The 22,030-nt window shown below is 65.3% G+C and carries 14 protein-coding genes and 1 riboswitch; of the genes, 9 read left to right on the top strand and 5 right to left on the bottom strand.

Annotation, left to right across the window (positions count from 1 at the left end; translation table 11 throughout):
- Positions 1 to 2,353, top strand: a 2,353-nt coding sequence (locus tag ABNS06_RS08855; protein WP_348673992.1) for a TonB-dependent receptor, incomplete at its 5' end; no start/stop codon positions are given.
- A gap of 14 nt (positions 2,354 to 2,367) precedes the next feature.
- Here ABNS06_RS08855 and ABNS06_RS08850 read toward each other — a convergent pair.
- The 3 genes from ABNS06_RS08850 to ABNS06_RS08840 all read right to left on the bottom strand — a co-directional run bounded on the left by ABNS06_RS08850 (position 2,368) and on the right by ABNS06_RS08840 (position 7,142).
- Positions 2,368 to 4,809 carry a penicillin acylase family protein gene (locus tag ABNS06_RS08850; RefSeq protein WP_348673990.1) on the bottom strand — a complete coding sequence of 814 codons (2,442 nt, stop codon included), beginning with the start codon at positions 4,807 to 4,809 and terminating at the stop codon, positions 2,368 to 2,370.
- An 81-nt stretch (positions 4,810 to 4,890) separates the two neighbouring features.
- Positions 4,891 to 5,817 carry an SDR family oxidoreductase gene (locus ABNS06_RS08845; protein ID WP_348673988.1) on the bottom strand — a complete coding sequence of 309 codons (927 nt, stop codon included), beginning with the start codon at positions 5,815 to 5,817 and terminating at the stop codon, positions 4,891 to 4,893.
- The gene (locus ABNS06_RS08840) at positions 5,814 to 7,142 is read right to left on the bottom strand and encodes an NAD(P)-binding domain-containing protein (RefSeq protein ID WP_348673987.1); all 1,329 of its coding nucleotides are present in this window, start codon (positions 7,140 to 7,142) and stop codon (positions 5,814 to 5,816) included. Before ABNS06_RS08840 ends, ABNS06_RS08845 begins: the two co-directional genes overlap by 4 nt.
- An 84-nt stretch (positions 7,143 to 7,226) precedes the next feature.
- Here ABNS06_RS08840 and ABNS06_RS08835 point away from each other — a divergent pair, with 84 nt between their 5' ends.
- The 4 genes from ABNS06_RS08835 to ABNS06_RS08820 all read left to right on the top strand — a co-directional run bounded on the left by ABNS06_RS08835 (position 7,227) and on the right by ABNS06_RS08820 (position 15,011).
- On the top strand, positions 7,227 to 8,171 hold the full coding sequence (locus ABNS06_RS08835) for an AraC family transcriptional regulator (RefSeq protein ID WP_348673985.1): 945 nt from the start codon (positions 7,227 to 7,229) through the stop codon (positions 8,169 to 8,171).
- Positions 8,172 to 8,343: 172 nt separating this feature from the next.
- The gene (locus tag ABNS06_RS08830; protein ID WP_348673984.1) at positions 8,344 to 10,899 is read left to right on the top strand and encodes a TonB-dependent receptor; all 2,556 of its coding nucleotides are present in this window, start codon (positions 8,344 to 8,346) and stop codon (positions 10,897 to 10,899) included.
- Positions 10,900 to 10,910: 11 nt separating this feature from the next.
- A complete protein-coding gene (locus ABNS06_RS08825) occupies positions 10,911 to 12,050 on the top strand; it encodes a DUF819 family protein (RefSeq protein ID WP_348673982.1) in 1,140 nt (379 codons plus the stop codon).
- A gap of 219 nt (positions 12,051 to 12,269) precedes the next feature.
- Positions 12,270 to 15,011: a hypothetical protein gene (locus ABNS06_RS08820; protein WP_348673980.1), complete on the top strand. Its 2,742-nt coding sequence runs from the start codon at positions 12,270 to 12,272 to the stop codon at positions 15,009 to 15,011.
- Between the two features lie 39 nt (positions 15,012 to 15,050).
- On the opposite strand, the gene ABNS06_RS08815 is transcribed toward ABNS06_RS08820, so the two are convergent.
- On the bottom strand, positions 15,051 to 15,863 hold the full coding sequence (locus ABNS06_RS08815) for an SDR family NAD(P)-dependent oxidoreductase (RefSeq protein ID WP_348673978.1): 813 nt from the start codon (positions 15,861 to 15,863) through the stop codon (positions 15,051 to 15,053).
- A 195-nt stretch (positions 15,864 to 16,058) separates the two neighbouring features.
- Between ABNS06_RS08815 and ABNS06_RS08810 the strand changes: the two genes are divergently transcribed.
- Positions 16,059 to 18,290 carry a hypothetical protein gene (locus ABNS06_RS08810; RefSeq protein ID WP_348673976.1) on the top strand — a complete coding sequence of 744 codons (2,232 nt, stop codon included), beginning with the start codon at positions 16,059 to 16,061 and terminating at the stop codon, positions 18,288 to 18,290.
- Between the two features lie 3 nt (positions 18,291 to 18,293).
- On the opposite strand, the gene ABNS06_RS08805 is transcribed toward ABNS06_RS08810, so the two are convergent.
- On the bottom strand, positions 18,294 to 18,659 hold the full coding sequence (locus ABNS06_RS08805; protein ID WP_348673974.1) for a helix-turn-helix domain-containing protein: 366 nt from the start codon (positions 18,657 to 18,659) through the stop codon (positions 18,294 to 18,296).
- A 236-nt stretch (positions 18,660 to 18,895) separates the two neighbouring features.
- Between ABNS06_RS08805 and ABNS06_RS08800 the strand changes: the two genes are divergently transcribed.
- The 3 genes from ABNS06_RS08800 to ABNS06_RS08790 form a co-directional block, all read left to right on the top strand.
- A complete protein-coding gene (locus tag ABNS06_RS08800; protein WP_348673972.1) occupies positions 18,896 to 19,906 on the top strand; it encodes a GGDEF domain-containing protein in 1,011 nt (336 codons plus the stop codon).
- Positions 19,907 to 20,044: 138 nt separating this feature from the next.
- Positions 20,045 to 21,556, top strand: coding sequence for a metallophosphoesterase (locus ABNS06_RS08795; protein WP_348673971.1), 1,512 nt, complete (start codon positions 20,045 to 20,047; stop codon positions 21,554 to 21,556).
- A 50-nt stretch (positions 21,557 to 21,606) separates the two neighbouring features.
- A riboswitch (yybP-ykoY riboswitch) is annotated at positions 21,607 to 21,775 on the top strand.
- A gap of 13 nt (positions 21,776 to 21,788) precedes the next feature.
- Positions 21,789 to 22,030 (top strand): TMEM165/GDT1 family protein (locus ABNS06_RS08790; RefSeq protein WP_348673969.1); only part of this gene is annotated, 242 nt, incomplete at its 3' end.

The raw sequence follows: 22,030 nt of genomic DNA, 5'->3' as shown, positions 1-22,030 counted from the left end.
CCGCCCCGCGCTGGAGGAGATCGTCGTCACCGCGCAGAAGCGCGAGGAAGACCTTCAGACCGTCCCGCTGTCGGTGACCGCCATCGGCGGGGACGATCTGGTCGACAAGGACATGGGCGACATGAACGAGGTGGCGAACTACGTGCCCAACCTCGATGTTCTCGCGGTGCCGACCTTTCCCAGTATCTACATGCGGGGCCTGGGTTCCAGCTACAACCGCGGTTTCGAGCAGTCGGTCGCCATCCTGATCGACGAGGTGTTCTACGGCCGGGCCTCGTACATCAACCAGGGGTTGCTGGATCTGCAATCCATCGAGGTGCTGCGTGGCCCTCAGGGCACGCTGTTCGGCAAGAATTCCTCCGCCGGCGCCATTCACTTTCGTACCGCGAAGCCGGAACGGGCATTCGGGGTGAATGCCGACGCCCAGTTCGGCGTGGATGACCACCGACGTTTCCGATTGACCTCCACCGGCCCGGCGGGCGATGACCTGAGCTGGCGCGTGGCCCTGCTCAGCGACCGGCGCGACGGTCGCGTGCACAACACGGGCACCGGCGTCGACGAGGAGAATCTCGACAACGTCGGCGCCCGGGCAAGGCTGCTGTGGGAGCCGTCCGACACGCTGAGTCTGGAACTCAGCCTCAATACCAGCATCGTCAATCAGGAGGGTTCCGGCAGCCAGCTGATCGAGGTGCGTGACCGGCATCTGGCGGCGATGCGCGTGTTCGACGACACGGTCGGTGATGATCCCTATGACGATCGAACCTCCACCGACTTTCCGGCGGGCGTCGCCCGCGATGCGCGGGATGGCACGCTCAAGATCGATCGCGAGTTCGACGGCGGCACGGTGTTCACCAGCATCACCAACTATGCGTGGCTGGACGAGATCGTCAGCTTCGATGCCGACGTTTCTCCGGTACCGTTTCTGGTGCTGGACAACAACGAGGCGCTGCGCCAGTACAGCCAGGAGTTCCGCCTGACCTCACCGCCGGGCGAGTTCGAATACGTTGCCGGCCTGTACGGCCTGCGTACCGACCTGCGGGCGACCTACGACATCACCGACTATCTGATGCTCAACGAGATCTTGCAGATCACCGGGGAGCTGGAGCGCCGGGGCTGCGTGGTCAGTCCGACGCCCGAGGCCTGCCAGGACGCGGTGCTGGACGACGCGGTCAGCGGCGCGCTGGCTGGGCAGACCATCCGGGCGCGTATCGCGGCCGAAGGTGGTACGGCGGAGCCGGTCGAAACGGCGTTCACCCGCTTCGATCAGCTCACCGACAGCCTGGCGCTGTACGGGCAGTTCACCTGGCACTTCAGGCCGCGGTGGTCGGCGACATTCGGCGGTCGCCTGAACTACGAGAGGAAGTCCCTGGATGTCTCCCATCGTCTGTTCAACAACCGGACCGGGCAGGATGGCAACGCCATCCTCAGCGGGTCGCAGGGACTGCCGGGCGTGGGGTTCGGGCTGGGCGATTCCCCGCTGGGATCGATCATCTTTCCCGTGATCATCAACGGCGACACCCAGTTTCAGGCGCACCGCGAGCGGGAGGACTTCAACCTGATCCCGAAGCTCTCGCTGCAGTTTGATTTCGCCGCCGATGCCATGGCTTACGCGTCGGTGGCACGGGGCTACAAGTCCGGCGGCTTCAACGCGCAGCCGGTGAACGATGAGCAGCTGGAGTTCGACGAGGAAGACGCGCTGACCTACGAGATCGGCATCAAGTCCGAGCTGCTGGGCCGCGCCGCGCGGCTGAATGTCTCGCTGTTCCGCACCGACTTCGACGGCCTGCAGGTCGCGACCTTCAACGGCTTCAGCTACGTGGTCGGCAACGCCGCGTCCGCGACCATCCAGGGCATCGAATACGAAGCTGTGCTGCTGACGCCATATAGCGTGCTGTTCGGTCTCAACGGCGCGTTCACGCAGGCCGAGTACGACGACTTTTCCAGCGCGCCCTGTCCGGCCGAGGAAACCGCCTCGCCGCCCTGTGATCTCAGCGGGCAACGCCTGCGTCTGGCTCCCGAGCTCAAGACGACATTCACCGCGGGGTGGGAGGGCAGCCCCTGGCGCTGGCCGGTGGTCGCCACCGCCGGGATCACCGCCAGCTACACCAGTGACGTGCCGTTGGCGACCGATCTCGATCCGGTGGACTACCGCGTGCCGGGCACGACCTATGGCGTGCAGCTGGGTCTGAAATCCGCCGGCGGAAACGGCTGGCGGGTCACCTTGTTCGGCGACAACGTGACCGGACACGAATCGCTGGCCGGTGCGCAGGATGCGCCCGCCTACCGCGGCACCCATTTCGGCGGGGCCTTTCCCGGCCCCACCTACGAACTGGAGGTCGGCTACCGCTTCTGACGCTTCGTCGGTGCTCAGCCCGCGATGTTCAGTTCGATGGTCTCGATGGCCTGCTGGCGAATCGGTTCGGCGCAGAACGGAACTTCCAGCCACTGCTTTTCGCCGTACATCGCGGTCTGGTCCGCATGGTAGGGCGAGGTCGGGTCCGGCGATTGCGAATACGTCGTGATCGTCGACATGCGCGGGCAGGCGCCATCCGGGAAGCTGACGACCTGGGTGTAGGTGTTGCCGTGATACGGGTTGGCGTAACCGGTGGCCGGATCCCACTCGATGTTGAGAATGCTGTAGGAACCCATGCGGTCGATGCCCCCGTGCAGCGGATAGTGCACGCCGGCGCGCTCGATGTACTGGTAGTCACGCAGCGTCGCGTCCAGTGCGATGCCGGCGTCGTTCAGCTCGGCCACGGCATCGGCCAGCGCCATCTGCACGGTCGGGTGGACGACGTTGAGTCCGGATGGCGTGTTGATCGGGTCCTGCGCACTGAACGGCAGCAGAAACGCATGCGTGCCCAGCAGTCGCGTCTGCGTGGTGGTCCCGGACGGCAGGGTGGTGCCGGTCAGGCGGCCCGCGATGCGGCGGAACAGCAGCGCGCCGGGCGAATCGAGATTGGTGGTCAGGTCCCATTCGGCGAGGATCGGACAGGCATCGGAAATGTCCACCACGCCGCCGCTGCCCAGGGCCACGCCCAGCGTGTTGCAGACCGTGACCAGGTCGTCCCGCCACAACTCGCCCAGATACTGGCGTGAGCCGAACAACCAGTCCTTCATGATGTCGTGGGTGAAGCCGGTGCCCGGATAACCGTCGGTGCCGGCCAGGCGTTCCTGAATCATTTTCAGGCCGAGACGTGTGCGCAACCGTCGCTCGGTGCCTTCCTCTCCGAGCAGGCGCGGATAGCCGGTCAGCGGCTCCTCGGGATTGGACAGCCAGTAGGAATCGTTGGAGTTGCTGACATAGTCGTCGCGGAACAGTCGCGGTAACTGGGACGGGCCGAAGATGCCCGGCACGACGGCATCCGGGTCGTCATCCCAGGCGCAGGCCGAGCGGCTGCCGTCGAGTATCGGCAGGCCCAGCAGCGGGAACGCCACCTCCCCCAGCACGGAACCGCAGGTCACGGCCTTGGCGTCATCGACATTGGCCGACACCGTGATGTCGCCGTAGAACGCCTCGCCGGAGCGGTCCACCGCCACGGTGTTCGCCCAGGGGATACCCTGCAAGCCATCCAGCAGCGCCTCGAACTCGCGCACCGACCGAACGTCGGCCAGCTTCACGAAGTGGTTGAGATAGCGCATATTCCCGGCGTTCGGGTCGGCCAGGGCAAAGCCCAGCACCGGTGTCCAGACGAAGATCGGCAGGCCGGCGATGTTGGTCACCATGGGCCCGTAGCGGGTGGTGTACAGCGTGCGTTCGACGGTGGTCACGCTGCCGTCTTCCTGCAATGTCTCGGCGCTCAGTGGCCAGGCCTGCATGGCTTCCACCTGGCCGTCGACCAGATAGCTGTGCGCGCCCGCGAGGGTGAGCTGGTACGGCGTGAAGCGGAACGCCGCCGATGTCGTGTGCGACCAGGCGACATCGCGGTTGGTGCCGATGACGATGAAGGGCAGGCCGAGAAAGGTCGTGCCGGAGATTTCCAACCGGTCGGGAATCCGGAAGCTTGCCTGATAGAAGATGCCAGGATCGTTGTACGTCTGGTGCGGGTTGCCGAGCAGGATCGGCGTGCCGTCGGCGCTGGCCTCGGTGCCGACCGCCACGGCGTTACTCGCCATGTGGCCGCCCGGATGCCAGTCGTGCGCGTTGCGCAGCGCGGAGATCATGTCCGGCACGTCATCGGCGCTGGCGCTGAGCAGTGGCGCCGCGCTGCCGATGCCGTCCACCGACGGGGCCGATCCGGCGAAGATCGCCAGCGTGTAGGCCATGCGGAACACGTCGTCGATGGTGATCGGCTTGACCCAGTCGGCGCCACGACAGGTGGGGTCGGGCAACTGGTCGACACCGGTTTCCGCGAGATAGCGGTTGTAGCCGGCGACGTGTCCGGCGAACAGGTCGCGAATCTCCGGGCCGGGGCCCAGCGGCGGTGGTTCCGCCGCGAGCCGTTCCACCGTGCCTTGCGCGCGGATCAGCTTGAAGAAGAAATCGCTGTTGAGGTTGTTGAAGGTGAAGCCGTTGGCGGGAAACGGAAAATCCGCGTCGGCACCGAAGTGGCGGGAGCGTTCACCGGCGGTGGTGACGTAGAACTCGGCAATGCGGCAGATCGCGTCCTTCGCCGAGACGTAACCGTAGCCGTAGCCGAGGCCATGCCAGTCACCGGCCTCGATATGCGGTACGCCGCCCGCCGTGCGCTGGATGGTGACCGAGGAGACATCGGGCGAGGCGCCACCGGCGGGCGGCTGGCTGGGGCCGCAGGCGACAAGCATGAGCACGATCGTCGTGATCGCAATCCGTGGTCCGATGGTTTGCATGTGCGGTGCCTCCTGCTTACGCATGCATGGTCGTTCAGCGCATTCGGGTCATCCCGTGCTGCCGTGATCGTGGTGTTTGGCTTATTGCGCCCGCAGACCGTGGTCGCGGAACAGCAGGAAGGCCTCGCGCGAGGTCTTGGCCGGCGTATAGCCGAATTCTTCCTTGAGCCGCCGGTTGTCCAGCACCGGGCGGAACTGGATGAACTTGATCTGTTCCGGGGCGTAGCGCGTCAGGCCCAGCTTCCGGCCGATCTTCAGCCCGGCGACGATCAGCGGCGCCGGCAGCTTGAGCACCGGCTTGCCGATCAGCGCGCCGAGTTCGTCGATGGTCAGGCAGCCGTCACCGGCGACGTTGTAGATGCCGCCGTTTCCGGTCTCCACGCCGTGCTGGATGATGCCGACCAGGTCCTGATCCCAGATGAACACGAACGGCGAGTCGTAGCCGCGGATCGCCAGCAGGCGCTTTTTCTCGAACAGATTGGTGATCAGGTTGCGGGTGTGGGCGCCGATCACCGTGCCCACGCGCAGGATCAACTGCGTCAGTTCCGGATGCGCCTCGCGGTACTCGGCCAGCAGTTCCTCGACCTGACGCTTGTGGTCGGCGTAGGGCATTTCGACGTTGCCGCGCAGCGTATCGGTCTCGGAAATCCACTCCGGGTTGTCGGCGTAGTAGCCATAGGCCGCGCCGCTGCTGGTGACGGTGACATGTTTCACGCCGCCGGCCAGGCAGGCGTCGAGCACGTTGCGGGTGCCGTTGACGTCGATGTCGTAATCGCGAGCGCGGTCGCCGCTGAACTCCAGCACCGCCGCCAGATGCACGACATGGCTGATGTTGTTGTCGATGACCAGATCGCGCAGGGCAGGATCACGGATGTCCATCGCCCGCAGGTCGAAACCTGCCTCGTTGTCACCGCGCAGGTCGATACCAATGACGTTGTGGTGCTCGGCCAGGCGTCGGGCGACGTGGCGGCCGATGTAGCCGCCGGCGCCGGTGATGAGTACGTTCATGCCGCCCGCGCCGCGGCGGGGAGGTCGGCCTGGAGCGCGTCGATCTGGGCGGTCAGCACCTTGTTGTAGGCCTGCTTGTTGACGTAGTAGGCCATGCGGTCGAGCTTGAGGTAGGCGTAGCCGCCGTCCAGCCGCTCGCTTGCGTGCTGGGTCTTCTTCGTTTGCAGGGCCTTCGCCGATGCCGCGCCGTTCTTCAGTTGCAGGATGTAGAGGGCGACCATTTCCGCCTGGCGGTTGCGCGCCTCCCAGCCCAGGCCGGTGGCCTCGACCATGCCCATCATGAACAGGTTGTCCGAATGGGGGTGGAAGCAGTTCAGATAAAGCTCCGGCGCCGGGCCGTCCCAGTTCAGTTCGGCCTTGTCGATGAACGGGTAGTGCAGCTTGTAGCCGGTGGCCTGGACGATCAGGTCGTACTCGCCGGTGCTGCCATCAACGAAGGTCACGGTGTTGCCGTCGCAGTGCTGGATGTCCTTGCGCACCTTGACGTCGCCGTGGCCGGCGTAGTGCAGCAGCAGCGAGTTCAGCACCGGATGCGATTCGTAGAGCTTGTAGTCCGGATCGGGCAGGCCGTAGTCGGAGGGTTTGCCGACCAGAGCCTTGATCACGGTGCCGTCGATGAACTGCTTGATCGGTCGGGGCAGGCTCATCTGACCGGCGCCCAGCGTGTCGATTGGTCGACCCAGCACGAACTTGGGCAGGAAGTGATAGCCGCGGCGCAGCGACATGTCGACGCTGCTGGCGTGGTGCACGGCGTCGACCGCGATGTCCGCGCCCGAGTTGCCGCAGCCGATGATCAGCACCCGCAGGCCGTCGAACATCTTCGCGGTCTTGTACTCGCTGGAGTGGATCACCCGGCCGGTGAAGTTGCCGGGCAGTTCCGGCCGGTTCGGTTCGTGCAGCGTGCCGTTGCACAGCATCAGCCCGTCGAACACCCGGGTCTGCTCTTCGCCGTTGCGGCGCGTGGTGATTTTCCACTGCTCGCCGCTGCGTTCGGCGCGGACCACCTCGGTCTCGAATTCGAAATGCGGGTACAGGTCGAAGTGCTTCGCGTAGTCCTGGAAGTACCGCTTCAGTTCGCTGTGATGCGGGTACTCGGCAACATCATCGTCCATCGGGAATTCCTTGAATTCCGTCATCCGCTTGGAGGAGATGAGATGCGCCGACTCGTACATCGTGCTGGTCGGGCTGTCGGCATCCCAGAGCCCGCCGACATCACTGTGGATCTCGAATCCGAGGAAGGGAAGACCGAGTTTCTGAAGGTTGCGTGCCATACTCAGCCCTGTCGGGCCGGCACCGATGATGGCGTACATTACTTGGATGACCATGCATTTTTCCGGAGAGCCTAGCGTAGTGATGCGCGGGCTCCGCGTCCCGGGCCATTCGGGACAGGACATGAACAAATCGGGACCATGAGCGAGCCTACCGTCACCCGGCGTTTCAGCCAGGCGCTCGTGGATGCCGCGGAGCGATTGGGGATCACGACACCGCTGCTGGCTCCCGGCGATGACCGCGTCAGCCTGGATGTGCATGACGCGCTGTGGCGGCAGCTTGCCGCCGGCAGCAGCGATCCGCTGATCGGGTTGCAACTGGCGCTGCACCTGCAGGTGGGGCATCTCGACGTCGCCGGGCTGCTGCTCATGAGCTGCGAAACGCTGGGCGAGGCGCTGGAGCTTTACACCGAATATCATCCCATCGTGAGTCAGGGCGGTGAGGTCTGGTTTCATCCCGCTGGCGACCTGTTGGCGCTCTGCTATGCCGGTCGCTACGAACTCTGTCGCGAACCCCGGTGCGAGATGTCGCTGGGCTATGCCATCCATCTGGCGCGCTGGTGCACCGGCGGGCGTTTCGAGCCGGAGGCCGTCGAATTCCGTCACGCACCGCTGGATCGGGAGTCGCGTTATGCCGAACTGCTCGGCTGTCCGGTGCGTTTCGGTGCCGACGAGGACCGCTTGCTGTTTCGCCCGGACATGCTGGAGCTGCCGTTGATTCAGGCGAATCCGGCGCTGCGTGACCAGCTGCGTGAACTGGCCGATCAGATGCTCGGCCGGCTGGGCCAGCGAAGCCTGTCGGTCACGGTGTCGGAGCTGGTGCACCGGCATCCGCAGGCGAGCAAGGACGACATCGCGAACCTGCTGGCCATCAGCGGGCGGCATCTGAGCCGCAAGCTGGCCGAAGAGGGGTTCTCCTTCAAGCATCTGCGGGACCGCGAGCTGCAAACCCTGGCGATCCGGGCGCTGGAGCGGGGCGACAAGATCGCCGTGATCTCGGTCGAGCTCGGCTTTTCCGACGAAAGCGCCTTCAGTCGCAGTTTCCGCCGCTGGACCGGCGTATCGCCGTCGCAGTACCGCGCCTGATCGACGTCAGTTCGCGTGGATTCGGTCCACTTGGGTCAAGTTGTTGGCACGTTCGGTCATTCTGTTCCTGTTGGACTTTCCGTAGCGTCCCATGGTTTGGCTGGTGGGAATTGTGGCGTTGTCGGTCTGGCGCCGCCATGATCCGACAGGAGACGACGGGAGAACGGCACGGATGTCTTCCAAGCAATTCCGGGGTGTGTGGCTGACGCTTTGTCTGCTGATTCCGACGGCTGTCGGCGCGGCGGACGACGATCTCGACTTCCTGTTCGATTCCGAGCCAGAGCAGGAACAGGAGCAGGCGCCGCAGGCCGAGGAGGCGCAGGCCCCGTCGTCTGACGAGTCGGCGCCTGCCGAAGCGAACGCCAACCCGGAAACGGTGGAGGCGATTCCGCTGTCCGAGCCGGTCAAGTCGCCGGCGGCCAAGCAGCCTCCCCGGTCCATCGAGGAAATCGTCGTCACCGCGCAGAAGACCGAGCAGAGTCTGAGCGATGTGCCGGTGTCGGTGACGGCGTTGCAGGGTGAGTTCATCCAGGACAACGCGGTGGGTGATCTGACCGAGGCCTCCACCTACGTGCCCAATGTCCGGGTCGAATCCACCAGCCCGACCTCGCCGCAGGTGTTCATCCGCGGTTTCGGCACCAACACCTTCAATCCGAGTTTCGAACCGTCGGTGGGCCTGGTTCAGGACGATGTGTTCTTCGCGCGCGGCTCCTACTTCACCCAGTCCATGTTCGACCTGGAACGGATCGAGGTGCTGCGCGGGCCGCAGGGCACGCTGTTCGGCAAGAACACCATCGCCGGCGTGTTCAACATCGTGACCCGGTCGGCTCCGGAGAGCGGCACCGAGGCGAACATCAGCTACAGGCGGAATGATCTGCAGGACGACCGGATCGAGGGCGGCATCGGCGCGAGTCTCACCGACTCGCTGGGCGTGCGGTTGTCCGTGCTGGAGGATCATCGCCATGGACGCCTCTACAACACGCTGATCGACCGGTACGAGGACAAGTCGGACCAGTCCGCCCAGCGCCTGCGCTTCGACTACGCCGGCGATTCCGGACTGGATTTCGCGCTGATCGCGCAACGCTCGGAAACCAAGGTGAACTTCTGGCCGCGTCAGCTGCTGAACCTCGACGAGGATACGGAAAATTACCTCGCGACCTTTGATCCCGAGATCGAGGACGACCCCACGGATTTCCAGACCAGCTTCGATATTCCTGGCTACATGAATGTCGACTCGTGGACGGTGTCCGGCTCCGGGAGCAAGGACTTCGGCGCGGTGCTGGGTCTGGACGGACTGGAGAGCACCGTGGTGATCGCCGGCTCGCACATGGACGTGACCCAGTTCCAGGATCTGGACACCTCGCCCGCGGACCTGATCCGCCTGTTCGGGGACAAGGAAGACTACGCCCAGCATTCGGTGGAGTGGCGGTTCACCGGTCGCGGCGGGGCACCCTGGGGCTGGGGGCAGGGCACGGAATTCGTCGCCGGGCTTTACGCGTTGCAGGCCGACTATCACATCATCACCGGCATCGAGGCGGGCGAGGATCTGGCCTCCTACGCGTTGACCAATTCCGGGTTGCAACTGATCAGCGGTGGCGCCATCGCCGGCATCCCGTTTGCCGGCGCGGGAACCGCCACCGGTCTGCTGGGACCGCTGCTGGGGCCGCTGACCGGCACCGTGGTCGGCGAGGATCGCTACACCTTCAACTTCCGTCAGCGAACCCGCACCTATGCGGCGTTCGGGCAGTTGACCTGGGACCTGACCCAGCGCTGGTCGGTCACGCCGGGCCTGCGGTTCAACGTGGAGGACAAGGCCATCGATTCCCGAGGCACGAGCTCCTGCCGGACCAAGCCCGTGACCCAGCAATGTCTGGTGCAGTTGATCGTGGGCGCCAGCGACTATGACGAGAGCGGCATCCAGCGGGACGAGTCGAACCTGTCCCCCAAGGTCTCGGTCATGTACCGGCACGATGACGACCTGAGCGTGTTTGCGACCTGGGCGCGTGGCTACAAGAGTGGTGGCGCCAACGCGATTTCCTTCGAAGGGGAGGAACTGGAGTACGGCCCCGAAAACGCCACGTCCGTGGAGCTGGGCGTGAAGAGCCACTGGCTGGATCGAACGCTTAGCGTGAACGCCACCGCCTACCGGATGGATTTCGACGATTTGCAGGTACTGGCCTTCAACGGATTCTTCTTCGACGTGACCAATGCGGGATCCGCCTACTCCACCGGCGTGGAGCTGGATTCCCTGTGGCTGGCACCGTACCGGCCGCTGACGATCAATGCATCGGTCGGCTGGCTGGAAGCGCGCTACAAGTCCTACTCGGGTGCCCCGGCGCCCGTCGCGGAGGGGTTGGGCGAGACGCAGGATCTCAGTGGCCGAACGCTTGCGTTCGCGCCGCGCTGGTCGGCGTCGCTGACGCCCACGCTGGACTACATGCTCGGCGGGCTGTCGCTCAAGCTCGGGGTCAATGTGCGCCACCAGGGCGACCAGTACACCGACACCGACCTGGACGAGAACACCTTCGTGCCGGCGCACACGATCTACTCGGCGCATGTCCGGCTGGCGGCGGCGTCGGAGCGCTGGAACATTTCCGCGGGCGTGAAGAACCTGACCGACGAGCGCGTGCTCAACCAGGCGCTGGATACCGCGTTGTTCCCCGGCGTGTATCTGGCCAATCAGCAGCCCGGACGAACCTTCTACGGAAGCCTCAGCGTCCAGTGGTAGCCGGCGCGGGCATGGGACTGGCAACCGTCATCCAGGTCCTGTTCCTGTTCGGCGTGCCGGCGCTGCTGATCTGGTCCGAACCCCGCGTTCGTTTCGTCGCCGCGGTGAGTCCCGTGGTGCTGAGCTACGCGAGCGGCATCCTGGCCGCCCATGTGCCGGGCGTGGAATTCGATGCGGGGCTGGCCGGCGGCATCGTGGCGGCCACGGTGCTGATCGCGGTGCCGCTGCTGCTGTTCCCGTCGGATCTGCGTCACTGGCTGCGGCTGGCGCGTTCGACGGTGCTGTCCTTCTTCATGGCGGTGGTCGCGGTCTGCATCAGCGCCGCGCTGGTGTTCGTGTTGCTCGGGCCGCGGCTGCCGGCGGCGGCCGACGTGTCGGGCATGCTCACCGGTTTGTACACGGGGGGTACGCCGAACATGAATGCCGTGGCCCTGGCGCGTGGAGTCGACGAGAACACCTTCATTCTGGTCAACGGCGCGGACGTGATCCTGGGCAGCCTGTATCTGTTGTTCCTGATGACGCTGGCCAAGCCATTGCTGTCGCGGCTGTTTCCGCCGTTCACGAGCGACGCGCCGGAGGAGCCCGGCGAGCCTGACCAGGGCGATGCCGTTGCCGGAAGGCGCTGGCAGGGCGCGGTACTCGCGGTGCTGCTGTCGGTGGCGTTGAGCGCGGTAGCCGCCGGCCTGTCCTGGTTGCTGCTGGGACGGATCTCCGAGGCGGCGATCATCCTCGGCATCACCTCGCTGGCCATCGTCTGCACCTTGTCGCCGGCCGTGCGCAAACTGTCCTACAGCTATGAAACGGGCCAGTATCTGCTGCTGGTGTTCTGCATCACCATCGGCACCCAGGCCGATATCGAGCACATGCTGCAGGCCGGCTCCTACGTGCTGTTCTACTGCGCCTGCGTGCTGGTTTGCTCGGTGCTGCTGCACCTGCTTGCCGCAAGGGCCTTCGGCATCGATGTGGACACGGTCATCATCACCTCCACCGCCGCGATCTACGGGCCGCCATTCGTGGGGCCGATCGCCAAGGTGCTAGGCAACCGAGAGGTCGTCGTGTCCGGCATGACGGCGGGCGTGTTCGGACTGGCGATCGGGAATTACCTGGGCTTCGCGATCGCAAGCCTGCTGGCATCGGCGGCGGGCCCATGATGGGCGACGTGCTGGTCGGGCCGGGATGCACCGTTCCACGCCGTATCCGGAACGCTCGTCGCGAAACGCTGCTTACTAACAAATTCTTCACCTAGGCTCGCGTGTCGCGAATCGTCGGACCGATGGCATTCGACGGTGTCGTGAGGTGATCGAGTTCAGATAAAAACCCTGCCCCGAAAGTCGACCACAGAGTCGACCGCAAGAACCATGGAGTGAGACATGAAAAACCCGTTCATCCGGCGGTTTGGCCGGCTTGTCGTCATGGGCGCCTGTCTGGGCGGACTGTGGGCCTGTCAGCAGAGCCCGCTGCCCGACACCGCATCCACGCTGGATGTGGACGCCGGCGCGGATCAGTTCGTCGATGCCAGTCAGGTGGTCGAACTGAGGGGCGCGGTGGCGCCGGATGCGGCGGCGGTCGAAGCCATCAGCTGGACACAGATCGCCGGGTTCGAAGTGGATCTGGACCCTGAAGACACGTTAAGCACCGGGTTCACCGCGCCGCGTGTGGTCCAGCGCGAGGAGCTGATTTTCCTGCTGCGCGTGGACTCCGGCGGCCGCCAGGCGGAGGACATGGTGTCCGTGGTCGTCGATCCGCCACCGCTGGAAGCGCCGGCCGACACCGCGAACGGTGGTGGTCTGGTCGGGTTGCTCGCCGATCTGGTGGGAGACACGACCGAAGTGCTGGGCAGCCTGCTGGCGGTCGCGGGTGCCTTGACCCAGCCGGAAACCCTGGATGAGCGACTGGAGCAGCTGGCGAACACCCCGGATCAGGTCCGGGACCTGGTGAGCACCCTCGGCACCAATCTGGGCGCGCTGCTGGGTCCGGACTCACCGGATTCGGTGGTCGCAGCGATTGGTCAGACGCTGATCGATCTCTCCGAATCGTTGACCACCTTGATGAACGACGAGGAACGCCTGCCCGCCGATCTGCTGGAGGCATTGCGAATCGCCGCATCCGGACTGGGAGAACCGGTGGGGCTGAACGGAGGGCTGGCCGCCAGACAGTCAGAGCCCGTGGTGCTGACCGGCGCCGCGCTGGGCGACTGGTCGCAGCCGGCGGCGTTTGGCGTTCCGAACAACACGTTGCCAACCGCCGACTCGGTCCGCGACGCGCATGATGGACGGGTCGTGGTGCCGGAGAGCGTGCTGCGCAGCGGGATTCCGGTGGATGAGATCGCGGCGTTCCGCTGGAGCGAAGGCGGCTTCTTCGAGGAAATTCCGGTGCAGGTCGACGAGCGGTTTCCGTACTTCCTGAGCAATGACAACTCCGATTTCGGCGTCTACTCGGGGACCGACCTGGAGGTCACCTATGCCTGGGATCGGGAAAACTGGAAACAGGCGGCCACCGCCTCCGCCCGTGACGAGGACGGCCGCCTGGTCCTGAGCGCCGCCTATCCCGAGGGCGAGGGACCGACACCGGATCCGGTGGCGGTGCTGGACGATGATGACGAGGTCGTGTTCATGGCACGTGACGCGGGCGTCCGTGCTCCGGACGATGCCCCGCCGCCGGGCGATGACGTGGTCGCGGTCAAGGAGATCGCGTTGCTGGATGTTCTCGATCCGGGCACGCAGCGTTTCGTCTATCTGGTTCGCCGCCCCGGCGGCAGCCGGTTCGACGCGGGCAACGGGTACGTGGAGTACACCCGGAACGCGAACGCCGACGAATGGATCGACCGCAACTTCTTCCGCGACGAGGATCCGGAGAAGCTCGGCACGAGCAATCGTGGCTACGGGGCGAATCTCGCGGGTCCCGTGGCCCCGCCTGTCGACGGCTATTTCGACTACGAGCGTGCCGGCTGCGCGGTTGGCAGCGAGACCTGCGAATCCGAGGATCGCTTCCCGCGCGATGGCCTGGTGGTTCAGACCGACACCTACCGCTGGGAGGCCAGCGGTCGCTGGATGGTGCGCGATCTGCGCGTGCGGCCGCCCACCGACGCGGCGGTCGACTGGGCGGCGCGGCCGGACCTGATCGATCGATGGAAAGGCCGGGCATTCCAGCAGTCTCCCGACTCGTCGATTTCGCTGGTCGGCTTCGAGGACGAGCAGGTCAACTGGGAGGCCAACGCGACCTTGCTGGGAGAGCGTTGCGGGCCGGTGCGTTGCATCCGCGAGACCTGGGGCGCGGACTCGGGGACCAACGTGACCAAGACCGAGACCTTTTACCGCGACGCCGTGTCCTACCACTACCGCGTCCGCGTGCATCCGATTCCACCGGACGGGCTGTACACGTCCTGGGACTACAACCGTGACGTCGCGGCACGCTATTACACCGCGTTTCGTCCGGATGGCGTGCCCATTGACGGCGTCAACGATGACGTGCTCCAGCTCGACCAGCTCGCGCTGCCCGGCTGCAGTCTGGCGCTGGAGGTGGTCAACGCGTTGCTCGACACTGAGCTTCCGAACATCGATCCGTCGATTCTGACCGAACCCTGTCGACTGTATTTCGACTTTCCCGATGTCACCTTCAACATGCCGCTGGCCTTCGGTGCCTGGGAACAGGTGTCCGGCCGCGACGATGCCGGTTCGCTGGCCTATGTGTTCGAGATCACGGGGGCGACGACACTGGTCAATCCGTTGATCGTGCCTTACTACCGTGACGACGCCTGCTTCGACGACGGAACCGGGGACGATCCGGTGGCGCGACCCTGGCCCGGCGAGGTCAGCGATGACGCGCGGGTGCTCGAGGGCTATGTCGCGGCGGCCCAGGCTCGGGGCGAGGCCGTCGAGACCGCCGCCGATCTGGCCTGTGAGCAGAAGCAGGGCGTCCACGGTGCCCACGGGGTGCACTTCCTGGTACTGGCCGAGTCGGACAACCTGTTCACCGGCGTGCCGCTCACCGAGGCCAACGGGCGCCAATGGCAGTTCATGGTGCCGACACAAGCGCCCAAAAACGTTGGCGCGCCCTACGCCAACATCGTGCGCATGCCGCTTCAGAGCATCGTGGTACCGCGGACGTTCTGAGGCGCTCGGGCCGCCTGGTCAGCGAGATCGCGCGGGGGCTTATCGCGCGATTTCGCTGGCGAACCGCTTGCGCACGCTGCGCAGATACTGTTCCGGCCACACGCGCCACAGCACGCTGCCGAACCAGGAGATACGGTCGCCGAAGATCCAGGGCTGTCCGGTATCGATGGCCTTGAGCACGCGTTCCGCCATCCAGTCGGCACCGCGCATCTTGCCGACCATGGAGCGCTTGTGCGCCGCCGGCTTGCCGTCCGCGCCCAGCGCGGCGGTCTCGATCGGTGTATCCAGAAAGCTCGGATAGACGTTGAGCACGCGAACGCCGCGCGGCTCCATCTCCAGGCGCAGCACCTCGAAGAACTGGGCCAGGGCGGACTTGGCCGCGCAGTAAGCCGCACGGCCCGGAACCGGCATCCAGCTCGCCATGGAGCCGACGTTGATGATCAGGCCACCCGACTGTTCCAGCATCGGCAGGCAGCCGCTGGTCAGCGCGACCGGCGCTTGCCAGTCCACCGCCATCACCTTGTTGAACACGTCGAGCTGCGTCTCGCGCACCGGGGAACGATGGGTGATGCCGGCGTTGTTCACCAGACAGTCCAGCCGGCCGAAGCGCTGTTCCGCCAGCGCGACGAGTTCGGCCTGAAACGCGGCGTCGGTCAGGTTGCCGGCGGCGATGGCGACCCGGTCGGGGTCGGCCAGTTCCGCCTCGCGTTCGGCCAGCAGCGCTGCATTCAGGTCAGCCAGAATCACCGCGTCACCACGCCGGAAGAACAGCCTGGTCAGCTCCCAGCCCAGGCCGCTGGCCGCTCCGGTGATCAGCGTGACGGTGGGTGTGCTTTTGTCCTGCGAGGCCATGCGTCGTCTCCCGTGGAGCGCCTGAAGTTTCGCGAGAGGTTACCTCAGCCGGGCGGTCTCGGTACGGGGCGAAATGGCCGCGGATTTCGGTCCGAATCGATGGCCCGATTGGTCGGGCGAATGTCACGAAAAGTCATTCACGACAACGGCTTGCGAGGCCGACAATGACCTGTTGTGCTGGGAGGAGTAGACGTGATGCATCGACTGCGTCCGACACTGTTGGCGATGGTCGCCGTGCTGGCCGCCTGTGGCCAGGGCGGGTCGGATTCGGGCACGGCACCGGTACAGGCCTCGCAGAATCGCTATGCGATGGCCAATGCCTGTTACCGGGTACAAGACGCCTCCACCGGCCTGTACCTGCGCGTGACCGGTGACGATGGCGTCGCCACTGACGCCGGGCGAGTCGCCGACGCCACGCCATTCTTCATGAAGCCAACCGGCCTCGGACGCTACCTGTTCTACACGCCGGACAAGCGTTTTCTGTCGCTGACCGCGAGCAACGAGGCACTCGCGGCCGGAGCCGGCGATCTGGTCGGGACCGTCGGCCGCGAGGTCGCGGGCGTCGGCGACACGCTGCTGTGGCTGCCGCCGCCGCTGGACCCGGTTGGCGACACCGTGGACTGGATTGGCGACTGGCTGGCCGGGCAGGCGCCGGTTTTGGCCGACGGCCTGCGCGGCACCCGCAGTCTGGGCGTGACGGCCACGCCGTCGGACGGTTCCGAATGGACCGTCGACCAGGCCGACGCGGCGTTCACCATCGTATCGACGACCGCCGACGGTGCCCTGGGCAACGAGACCGGGCCGACCGGCTTTCACTTCGTCGCGGCGGACGGCTGCACGCCATATCCGGAGGCCGAACTGAATGCGACCGGAGAGCCGTTCAAGGGCACGATGCCGGACGGCACGGTGTTCGGTTATGCCGAGTCGCACATGCATCTGGGCGGGTCGGAGGCCCTCGGCGGCAAGCTGGGCTACGGCCGCCCGTTTCATCGTTTCGGCATTCCGCATGCGCTGGGCAACTGCGAGGCGAACCATGGCTCGAACGGCGTGCTCGACGTGTTCGATACCGTGGTCAATCCCGACAGCGACGCGCCGCCGCATGACACGGTCGGCTGGCCCACGTACAAGTCCTGGCCGACCTGGGGGTCGCAGACTCATCATCAGACCTACTACATCTGGCTCAAGCGAGCCTGGATGGGCGGGTTGCGGTTCATGGTCAACCACCTCGTCGCCAACGAGGAGCTTTGCCAGATCTGGCCACTGGCGGAGCACGACTGCAACGAGATGGAAAATCTGCAGGTGCAGCTCGATCTGGTGCTGGACCTTCAGGATTACATCGATGCCCAGGCGGGCGGTCCGGGCAAGGGCTTCTTCCGCATCGCGACCAGCTCGGCCGAGGCACGCCGGTTCATCAAGGACGGCAAGATGGCCGTGATGCTCGGCACCGAGAACGAGAAGATCTTCGACTGCGGCGAGTATCTCGATCAGCCGCTTTGCACGCGCGAGCACATCGATGAGCAACTTGATCTCTGGTACGACAAGGGCATTCGCGCGATCTTCCCGATCCATCTGCTGGACAACGCGTTCGGCGGCACCCGGCTCAGCGAGGATCCCGCGCTGAGCACGCTTTATCAGACCGCGAATGTGCTCGCGACCGGCCACCCGTTCGCCACGCTGCCCTGCGACCAGGTGGACGAGACGGCGCCCCACGGAGAGACGACGACGGACGAGGGGCGCGGGCTGTTCGACACGCTGCTGCTCCAGGTGCTGGGACCACCGCCGCTGCCGCCGGTGACCGGTTGCGTGCGCAATGCCCGCGGGATCACCGAGCTTGGTGACTACTTTCTCAACGCCATGATCGATCGCGGCGTTCTGATCGAGACCGACCACACCGGCACCATCGGTCGTCGCCGCATGCTGGACATCGCCGCCGAGCGCGACGTGCCGGTGCTGTCCGGCCACATCCACGCTGTGGAGCCCAAGTACGACAGTCGCCGCACGATCGAGGTGGGCGGCATCATTTCCAACCTGCCCGACGAGCCCAGCCCGGTCAGCATCGCCTTCATCGAGGATCTCGTCGCCGCCTACCTTGAGGTCAATGGCAGTGCCGATGGCCTGGCGACGGGGCTGGGTTCCGACATCAACGGCATCCATAACCAGCCACCTCCGCGCGAGAACGCCGCCGAGGATCCGCTGAAGTACCCGTTCACGTCATACGACGGCCGGGTGGTCTTCGACCGTCAGGTCACCGGCGAGCGCGTGTTCGATCTCAATACGGATGGTGTCGCGCACTACGGGCTTTATCCCGACTTCATCGCCGACATGCAGCAGCAGGAAGGCGGCGAGCAGGCGCTGAAATACCTGTTCCGGTCGGCCGAGGCCTATTTGCAGGCCTGGGAACGGGCGGAGCGCGCCAGCCGGAGATAGGGCTCAGCGCAGCGACGAGCGCTCGGGTTCGATCAGCTCCAGCAGCGCTCGGCGCTGGCGTGGCGACAGCAGTCGGAACCGCTCCAGCAACTGCTTCTGCTGTTCGGTCAGCGCGTCGTACTCCGCAGCCGGCTCCGCCACCATCGGTTCGCCCAGAATTCTCGGGCCCCGTCCGGTCGCCAGATATTCGAAGCACATGCCGCTGCGACGGGCCAGTGCGCTCAGGTGGTCGACGCTGGGACTGGTGCCGGCGGCATGCTCCCACTGTGCGACCGCGCTGCGGGATACACCCAACTCGGCCGCAAGCGATTCCTGCGACAAGCCAAGCAGGCGACGAGCCTCGCGGACACGGTGATACAGAGCGCTCAAGGTGGTAATCCGATCAATCGGAAAGATTTAACCGAATCAGAAGTGTTGCGCTGTCCGTATCGGTGACGCGTGGAATAATGTTACTTATACTGACAATTCGTCGGGAGCAGGCGCTGTTGCTTCGTCTCCCGGGTCGACCAGCCACTGGTAGGCGCATGGAGGATTGCGGCACATCTGGGATCGAGCGAGTCGACCGGGTCGGGCGCCTGCTTGCGCCGCGCGTGTTGTCGGATTGGTTGTTTCTCCTGATCCTCGCGGTGCTGGCGGCGCCAGCCATTCTGGTGGAACTATCCGAGCGACAGGTGGTGTCGACGCCGCTGGTCGTCGTCGCTGCAACCGTGCTGCTCTGGCTGGTCTGGCCGGGGTTGCGACGGGCTCGCGGTGGCGAGCGCCTCTGCGCTGCATTGCATCTGGCGGCCGGTGCCGCCGCACCGATGGTGGCATTCGACGCCCTGACCGTTACCGGGCTGTCCACCGTCGCCATCGTGTCATCGTTGACGATGGGTGATGGTCGGTTGCTGGCTCGCAATCTGATCAGGCAGTTGGTCGCGTTCGGTTTTGCTGTCGGCATCTGTGGTCTTGACTGGTCGCCAGTCCCTTCGGCGACCACGGTCTGGGCCAGTCTTCCGCTGCTGGGTGGCTGTCCCGTGCTGCTGGCGTTTCGGGCGAGGCGGGTGGTCGCCGATCTGTCGGCGCAAAGCCGATTGTTCGAGGTGCGAAGCAGGTTGGATGCGATGACCGGGCTGTACAACCGCAGCTATCTGGAAACCGTTCTGCCCGCGGCGTTTTCCCGTTGCCATTCCGGGGAGATCGGGATGGTGCTGATTCTGATTGATCTTGACCGGTTCAAGCAGATCAACGACCGCTTTGGACACCGTGCGGGTGATGGGGTCATTCGCGAGATGGCGGCATTGCTGCGCTTCGAACTGCGTGAACGCGATCTCGCGGGGCGTTACGGCGGCGATGAATTCTGGGTGTTGCTGACGGACGCCTCGGAGCACAACGCCATCTCGATTGTCGAGCGCCTGCGCGCGGGACTGAAGGCGCGGGTAGGGGGGCTGGACGAGACGGTCACGGCGAGCTTCGGAATCGCGGTGTGGACCCCAGAACTGAAGGATTGGCGCCATTGGGTGCATTGCGCGGACATGGCGCTCTACGCCGCGAAACATGACGGTCGGGATATCTGGTCGGTGGTCACGCAGGAGCAGATCGCGCTGGGCCCATCCATGCCGGTGACGTCCGGCTGACGGAGGAGGATTGTCTGGCCGGAGCGAACCGGACGACAGGTCGGGTCGGGCGGATGAGCGTCACGAGACTGTCATATGGGCGAAACGCTGAGCCGCCAGACTGTTCAGCATTTCCTGAACGACTTCTCCGAGCCAATCATGACCGACAGAAAATTTCCGCCGCTACCCGACCCGTTGCGGCGCACGGTGCTGCGCGCCGGTGCCGGTGCGATCGCGCTGCCGCTGCTGCACGCATGCGGTACGTCCGCGCCTCCTGATGGTGCGCTGCCGCCGGATGATGTCGGTGACACACCGCCGCTGCCGCAGCCGACGCCGGGTACGCATCCGCCGCGTGGCGCGCATGTCAGCTTTGTGGACGATCCGACCTCCACGCGCACGGTGACCTGGTTTACCGACGGCTCCGACAGCGCCGGCACCTATGTGGAATACAGCTTTGTCGACGCGGAGACGACCGAGTACGAACTCGTTGATCTGGCGCTTGACCAGCGCGAGGAGGGCAACAGTTCCGAGGTGTTCGAGGTCGAGGCACTGACGCATGCGGCGACGATCACCGGCGTGCCGGAAGGCAAGGCGATTGCGTACCGCGTCGGGTCCGATGGGGGTGGGTGGACCGCCACCCGCCTGCTCCCGCCGAATCCGGAACGCGATCGGTTCCGGTTCTGCCACTATGGAGATCAGAGTTCCAGCGAAGCGGCGGTCGCCGTTACCAACGGCGTGATCTCGCGCAATCCCGACCTGCTATGGATTGCCGGAGACCTGTCCTACGCGAACGGCGATCAGCCGGTCTGGGACACCTGGTTCGACATGCTGGAGCCGCTGGCGTCCCGCATTCCGGTCATGACCTCACCGGGCAACCACGAGGCCAAGGACGGTGGAGGGGCCGGGTATCTCTCGCGGGTGTCGCAGCCCGGCCAGAGCGCCTATTACGGTTTCGACTACGGAAACATTCATTTCAGCGTGAGTACTGCTGGCTGTCTGCTTGAGGGTGTCGCCAGCGCCGTGGAATTGCTCGCCGAACTGGTGCAGCTCGAGGCCGATCTGGCCCAGGCGGCGCTGCGTCGGGCGCTTGGCGAGATCGACTTTATCGCTGTCGTGCAGCACTACACGATCTGGACCAACGAGGACGGCCGCGATCCGTTCAATCTCTCGCTGGTGCTGCTTCAGGAGCACATTTTGCTGCGGTATGGCGTGGATTTGTTGCTGGTCGGTCACGACCACATCTACGAGCGCAGTCATCCCATGGCCTACGGACGCGCCGTGGATGGCGGCTACGTCCAGATCACTCAGGGCGGTGGCGGGCAGTCGCTGTACGACCTGCTGGAGACGCCGCGTGGCAACTGGTCGGCGCACAACCAGCTCTGTCACGGTTTTACGGAGTACGAGGTTGACGGTCCGACGATTCGCGGGACGACCTACACGGTCGAGGACGCGGACATCGTGCTGTTCGACGATGGGCGCCTGGAGGTCATCGACAGCTTTGAACTGACCGCCCGCAGCGCGGCGGAGCGAGCGAAGTTCGCCAAACCGGCGCGCAAGCGCTCGGAGATCGTCAGCGAGGCGGACTGGGCCGACATCGTCCGCCACACCCTGGTCCGCAACCAGCTGCATGACGCGATCGAGACCGGGAGCGTGGTCGGGGCCGGGATGTGATCATCGCCGCGCCGCTCCCGTTGTTGTGAATCGCGGCCGGCGTCGTTACGCTGGCGCCGTCATCAGGGAGTAGCCGTCCCCGCGCAGGGGAGCCGACGTCAACATACTTGATCCACAGATCATGGCGTCGGCGGCAAATGCTTGGCGAGACTTTTGACCTTTCAACCTGGAGCCGGGCCGGCGACGGGTGGAAGGTCATGGGTTTCCGTCGCCGGCCTTCAAGGACAGTCCAGTGGAAGGCTTTCTTGCTTCATTTGCGTTGGTCGCCGTCGCCGAGATCGGGGACAAGACGCAGTTGCTCTCCTTCGTGCTCGCGGCCCGCTATCCGGGCAAGGCCGGGCAGATCATCACCGGGATCCTCATCGCCACCGTGGCGAATCACCTGCTCGCCGCATTCGCGGGGTCGATGGTGGACAGTCTGATCATCCCGCCGGGGTGGTCGCGCTGGGTGATCGGGCTGGCGTTCCTCGGCTT

This window comes from uncultured Abyssibacter sp., assembly GCF_964000955.1.
In the GTDB taxonomy this organism is placed as follows: Bacteria; Pseudomonadota; Gammaproteobacteria; order Nevskiales; family OUC007; genus Abyssibacter.
Note: the sequence above shows the minus strand (reverse complement) of the source record. Positions and strands in the feature narration are given on the sequence as shown.